Genomic DNA, 5,956 nt, shown 5'->3' with positions numbered 1-5,956 from the left:
TTCTTGCGTGAGATAAAGTGGTCGGGAAACCAACTTTATCCTACCATGAAAGGAGGTTTTTTTGTTACCTCGCTATAAGCTCTCCGGAACCCCCGGCATAGCCAGGGGTTTTCGAAACCATCAAAAAAAACAACTCTATCAGAAAAAAATTCTGTAGAGTTGCATGTTTAATTATTTTATATCGATAATATTATTGGTGTTACTTTCCGATAAATTGCTGTGTCCAATAATTACCATTTTCAACATATCCAACACCTATATGTGTAAATTTATCACTTAGAATATTTGCACGATGTCCTTCACTATTCATCCATTCCTTTACTACTTCTTCTGGTGTTTTTTGGCCTTTGGCAATATTTTCTCCTGCCGCTTTATACGTGATGCCAAATTGCTCCATCATGTCAAAGGGACTGCCATAGGTTGAGCTTGTATGGTCAAAATAATTATTTGTACTCATATCTTGTGACTTTGCTTTAGCAACCTTACTTAATTCGCTATCTAAAGTAAGGGCTGGTAAATCATAGTTAGCTCTTTCTTTATTAGTTAATTCTACTACTTCTTTTTCAAAAGCGCTTACCGAAGCAGTTGCATCCTCAACCTTATTATTAGTAGGTTCAGCTACCTTATTATTTTGTGAAGTAGTTGTTTCAGGCTTTGATTGCTCTTGGTTTTTTTTGTCTATTTGTTCTGTATTATCCTTCTTAACTTCCGTTTGTTTGTTTTCAGATTGATATGTTTGTTGTTTTGCAATTGACTCTTTCCATTCACTCCATACTTTATCCAAATCAATTTGATAATTACTAGAAAAATCATTTACTATTTTATTAAGTTGCTCTTCTGAAAGATTATATGATTGATAGATTACTTTTGCCTCTTTTGGTTGAACTGTAGCAGCCTCTGCTTTGCTTGCTAGTGGAGTTGCCATCAATGTTGATGCTGCCGCTACTGAAAAAATTAAATTTTTCTTTTTCATTCTATATTTCCTCCTTAGTTGTCCAAATCGAAAGTTTAATAGATTTTGTTGTTTTCGACTTACTACGAAAATCATAACATAGGTTTTTTGTCATATTTTTGGATAAAAAAGCCAATTAGTTGTTAGATAACAAAGAATGTATATAGGAAAAAACAGGAAAATGAATAGAATAATAGATACATCAACCAAAATATATCCTTTATTTTATCCATAAATAGAATGGATAAAAAAACCATTAATGGGAATTATATTATAGAAACCTATATTTTGGACAACAAATGATGCTTGACAGACATTTTTTTTCGAATGAAAATAACATTAAAGTCAATGTGTTAACAAAAATGTACAAGTTGTTACAGTGGGAGCTTAAAGAACTATTTGTATTAATGAGTAAAAAAGGATGATTCCTTATTTCTACTTCTGCTATATGCATAAAAAAACGATAAGATTGGAAATATAATTAGGAATAATATCTATAAAGAATGGAGTAATGATATGAATACACCGTATTGCTGCCCCAATTGCAAGACGAATCGAAGTCGCTTTAATATTATTAAGCAAGTTTCTCAATCAGTTAAATTAGATCCACAAACAGGTAATGTTATGGAGGAATATTCATCTGATAACCTATCTCCTTTCCATATGGGTTATTCTGGACCAGAATATCGAATTCAGTGTGCTGCTTGCGGCTTAGTGGAAGACGAAAAAACATTTATTAAGTTTGGAGAAATGAAGGGATAACGAAAAGTAACCTTTCAGTAAAGTGAAACTTGTGTGGGGATTTCCCTTCGTTCCCCACTGTAAGATTAGAGTAGATGAAAATTCAGAATAACGGACAGTTAAACTACCTATCTTACGTTCAAAAGCAAAAGGTAATAGTCCTGTCGCCAATAAAAGTGGTAACAATTGAGTTTACTCAAAAAAGAGGAGTTATGGTAAAAAGTATTTTACTTAAAATGAATACAATAACGGGAGGTCTATTATTATACCTACAGCCTGAATACCACTTTGCTTTCCAAGGGGAGAGTGGTATTCAGGCTGCTCTGTTTTTCCCCTTAATTAGTGGTATTTTCTTTTATTGAAAAAGACACTTTAAAAACTAAGTTGAAAGGAGGAGAAGACACTGAATAAGTATAGTTCTCCTTAAACGAGGATTTATTTATTTGAAAGCGAGCTATTGCCTCAATAGAGGAAAGGGTATAGCCCCCGTCCTGTCGTTCATGCAGAGAGGAGGCATAGTTTCCTCCTCTGCATGAACGAATGTCTGCATCTATAGCCAATAGAACGACTTTTTTAAAATCCATAGATAAACAATATGAGAAGGAGCATTATTTATAGCTATTAAAATAATGGTTCTTCTACTTTAACCTTCCAAGGTTCTAGTGGGGAGCTTCTGATTATTACTAGCTCCTTGTTTATACTTTTTGGTTTCTCGTTCTTTACGTAAATATTCCACTCAATTGGAAGATCAATTTGTAATGCTTGTTCAAACTGTTGGTGGTCAGGCTCTTGTAATCGATTAATTTTTATATTTTCGATTGGTTCTAACGCTGTCCACCATTCCTGTTTCGTTGAAATGTACCGCAAAATGGTAGTATCCTTTTCCTTTAATCCAGCAGTATACGCTTGGGCAACCTCGCTAGGATTCATCTGCTCTAAATACTCTTTTAAATGGCCAGCAGCCTTATACACCATTAATTTATGGGAAAAGTCCATCTTCTCTGTCTTATGTGTGGTACTCCCTAAAAAGTGCACACAGAAATGACCAGGAAAATCGTTATTTAAAGCACCTGCGCCGTGCGGCATCCCATGCATCGATGCAGCAAACAATTGGTCATCTACCATTATAAGAATCGCTCTTCTTCGCCAGCTCCATTTTCCGTCATATATTTCTTTCATTATCTTTGTATCCTTCACACTTAGAGGCTGCACATCAGCATGCTGGCTTCCAGCTCTCCGTTGTACTTTAAACTGCTTCTTTGTCTCTATATCAATAATGGTAAACTTACTGTATCTAGGAATCATTTCATTTATTGTATTCCAATTTAACAGTTGAATATCAAAACTAATAGGAGAGGTTATTTCTTCTTCTGCAGCTCGCACTGAAATCGCAGAAACCAAAAATTGATAACATATAACCATAAATAAAATTTTTCTGTACACAAAGGACCCCCATTCACTTTTATTTGAATAATGAAAGTTTGCCCCTTTTTCTCTACTGTACTCATTCTATTTTACTCATTGCTAACAATTACCAAACTATATTATATGAAAGGATCCTTGCTAAAAAAACCAATATCTTATAATTTATTTAGTGATTCTTCAACCAATTTCCAGTCTATGTTTTCCCCTATAAATACCATATTTAATGGCATTTTCATGTCTTCTTGCATGAATAAAGGCATTCCATATGAGTATTGAAACAAATCTGGATATTTTGCTTGGTGAAATTGAACATATCCTTTTATTCTATAAATCGTATCTGGAAGCTCTCTTAAAAAGGTTTCAAATTCATCTGCAGCAATCATTTTTTTAAACGTATACACAAAAGTACTCAAGTGTAATTTATGGATTGACGTTTTTTGTACGTTATCGTAAACCTGTGTATTCATTTCCAGTAATTTTTCAAATGGAAATTTTGAAAAGGTTGTTAATATAGTAAATGCATGTGGGGAAATGGATTGAAGTTCAAAACTAATTTTTGCTTTTTCTGCTTCCGTCAATTGATCTTCTTTATTAATGATTAATAAACTAGCATGTCTGGCTTGCTCCAAGATTAGCTGTTGAACTGGGGCGTTTAATGTAGCTCGCTCTATCCACTGCTTTCCATTTATTACTGTTATTATCCCTTTAAATCGAAGACGATCTGCGAAAATGGGAGATAGAATTCCATCGATCGTTTCTACTGGATGTGCAGCTCCTGTTGTCTCGAAATATATCACATCTGGTTTTTCTTCCATTAATAATGTTTGAATTTGGGCTTCCACCTCATCTTGTATAGTGCAGCACACACATCCTCCGAGCAACTCTTTTAAAGGAATATCTTCCTCTATTTCATTCGAATCAATCGATACTTTACCTAATTCATTCATTAAGACGGCTACTTTTCGTCCAATTTCCTTTTCTTTTTTTAAAATTTCCTTTAATAACGTAGTTTTTCCACTGCCTAGAAAACCGGATAATACATAGATATCTGTCTGTTTCATCTTTATAACGTCCTTTTACTATTGTCTTTTTACTATTGAAAACAGCCTATGAAAAAGAGGATGACAAATTGTCACCCTATTCTTCGATGTTAAAGCTTATTTTTCCATTTCCTTTTTTAATACTTCTATTGCTTTATTCATTTGTGTATCTGATTTTTGGAGTTTTTCACTAAGTTTATTCATTAATTGCGTAGTTGTCTTGTCAGTAATAACTCCGTCTTCTTTTAATTTTTCTTTCTTTTGGAACTCTTTTGTTGCTTTTTCAGTACTTTCATCAAAATAACCATTGGTATTGTCTATTTCATACCCTAATGCTTTTAGCATTTCTTGTGCTATTTTAACTTCTTCTGAATTACTGCCTTTTTTCAATTTACTTTCAGGATTGATCATTGTAAGGCTTGCATAGCTTGGAAGCTCCACTTTATAGGTTGGCTCAATTCCCTTTTCATGTATCCAGCTGCCATTAGGAGTTAGCCACTTATCAATTGTATACTTAATATTGCTTCCATCTGTAAAGCTCTCTGCACGTTGGACAGTTCCTTTTCCAAACGATTTAACACCAACTAATGGAACGTCTGCAGATTGATTAACAGCACCAGCTAAAATTTCAGAAGCACTTGCACTTCCTCCGTCAATGAGCACAACAAGCGGAATATCCATATTGTTGCTATTTTGAGAGGTAACTTTGTCAACCGTACCATTTTTATGTTCAATTTGATAAATAATTTCTCCGTTTGGAACAAAGAGATCTGCAATTTTTTTCACTTCTTCAAGTATCCCACCAGGATTATGTCTTAAATCGAGGACAATTCCTTCCATACCCTCTTCCTGGTATTTATTTAAGATTTCAACTAATTCTGACGCTGTATGTTCTGAAAAGCTTGTTATTTGTATTTTAGCGATTTTATCTTTTTCCATTTCTCCATAAACTGTCTCAATCGGAATCGTATCTCTTGTGATTGTTATTTTTAATGGATCACTTGCACCTGCACGTTCTATTTCTAAATCTACTTTTGTTCCTTTTTCACCACGTATTAACAGAACTGCTTCAGAAGAACTCATACCTTGTAGAGATTTCCCGTCTACTGTTAGAATTTTATCGTTCGGCTTAATTCCAGCCTTTTCAGCTGGAGAACCTTTAATGGGTGATACGACGACGATGCTATCATCTTGTTCCTGAATTTCAGCACCTATTCCTTCGAAAGAAGAAGAGATACTTTCTTGAAAACTTGCGGCTTCTTCCTCATTCATATAATCAGAATATGGATCATCTAGTGCTGTGAACATTCCATCAATAGCACCATTAACTAAATCCTCCGAAGTTAAATCCTTATAATAATCATCCATTAATGTATCATACGCTGTATACAATTTATTAAATTCATCTCGTTGATTATTTACAGTTACAGCAGGTTCCTCACCAAAAGAAAAAGCAATTGTAGTTATACCTGCTGCTGCAATTACAACAACAAATAAAAGCATGACAAAATAAAACTTTTTTATTTTTATATATCCTTGTCCACTTTCTTGTTCTAATTCCTTTTCATTACTGTTTTTTTCGTTATCCAAATGCCTCACCACTTTCGTTTCCAAGAGAGTTATACACTATGTATAAAAATAGAATACCATTTTTATTTTTATTTAATCAAATCACTAGTGTTGCATTAATTTAATTTCACTATTAAAAATACTCGAAATGTTCACTTTTATTATTTTATGCATAGAAAAAGTCCTTTATAATGGATAAGTCAGGTGGTAACCCGTCCAAATCCACTAA

At 33.6% G+C, this 5,956-nt stretch carries 6 protein-coding genes; 2 read left to right on the top strand and 4 right to left on the bottom strand.

All coding sequences use genetic code 11. The features are described 5' to 3' along the window. Window positions 1-199 precede the first annotated feature (199 nt). Window positions 200-973 carry a CAP domain-containing protein gene (locus QQZ16_RS22955; RefSeq protein ID WP_235252782.1) on the bottom strand — a complete coding sequence of 258 codons (774 nt, stop codon included), beginning with the start codon at window positions 971-973 and terminating at the stop codon, window positions 200-202. Between the two features lie 495 nt (window positions 974-1,468). Between QQZ16_RS22955 and QQZ16_RS22950 the strand changes: the two genes are divergently transcribed. Further along, window positions 1,469-1,714: a DNA alkylation repair protein gene (locus QQZ16_RS22950; RefSeq protein ID WP_235252781.1), complete on the top strand. Its 246-nt coding sequence runs from the start codon at window positions 1,469-1,471 to the stop codon at window positions 1,712-1,714. A gap of 155 nt (window positions 1,715-1,869) precedes the next feature. After that, the gene (locus QQZ16_RS22945; RefSeq protein ID WP_284561835.1) at window positions 1,870-2,055 is read left to right on the top strand and encodes a hypothetical protein; all 186 of its coding nucleotides are present in this window, start codon (window positions 1,870-1,872) and stop codon (window positions 2,053-2,055) included. 259 nt (window positions 2,056-2,314) lie between these two features. Here QQZ16_RS22945 and QQZ16_RS22940 read toward each other — a convergent pair whose 3' ends face one another. From QQZ16_RS22940 to QQZ16_RS22930, 3 genes are all read right to left on the bottom strand, one after another. Continuing rightward, window positions 2,315-3,136, bottom strand: coding sequence for a hypothetical protein (locus QQZ16_RS22940; protein WP_235252780.1), 822 nt, complete (start codon window positions 3,134-3,136; stop codon window positions 2,315-2,317). 137 nt (window positions 3,137-3,273) lie between these two features. Then, window positions 3,274-4,179 carry a CobW family GTP-binding protein gene (locus QQZ16_RS22935; RefSeq protein ID WP_031535988.1) on the bottom strand — a complete coding sequence of 302 codons (906 nt, stop codon included), beginning with the start codon at window positions 4,177-4,179 and terminating at the stop codon, window positions 3,274-3,276. 96 nt (window positions 4,180-4,275) lie between these two features. Beyond that, window positions 4,276-5,757 (bottom strand): lmo1851 family serine protease, encoded by a 1,482-nt coding sequence (locus QQZ16_RS22930; protein ID WP_419181482.1) that lies wholly within the window; start codon window positions 5,755-5,757, stop codon window positions 4,276-4,278. Between the last annotated feature and the right edge of the window lie 199 nt (window positions 5,758-5,956).

The organism is Bacillus sp. T2.9-1 (assembly GCF_950097965.1).
GTDB classification, from domain to species: domain Bacteria; phylum Bacillota; class Bacilli; order Bacillales; family Cytobacillaceae; genus Niallia; species Niallia hominis.
Note: the sequence above shows the minus strand (reverse complement) of the source record. Positions and strands in the feature narration are given on the sequence as shown.

Coding starts and splice junctions, on each gene's coding strand:
- QQZ16_RS22935 (WP_031535988.1), bottom strand. CDS start 4,179: ATGAAACAGACAGATATCTATGTATTATCCGGTTTTCTAGGCAGTGGA.
- QQZ16_RS22955 (WP_235252782.1), bottom strand. CDS start 973: ATGAAAAAGAAAAATTTAATTTTTTCAGTAGCGGCAGCATCAACATTG.
- QQZ16_RS22950 (WP_235252781.1), top strand. CDS start 1,469: ATGAATACACCGTATTGCTGCCCCAATTGCAAGACGAATCGAAGTCGC.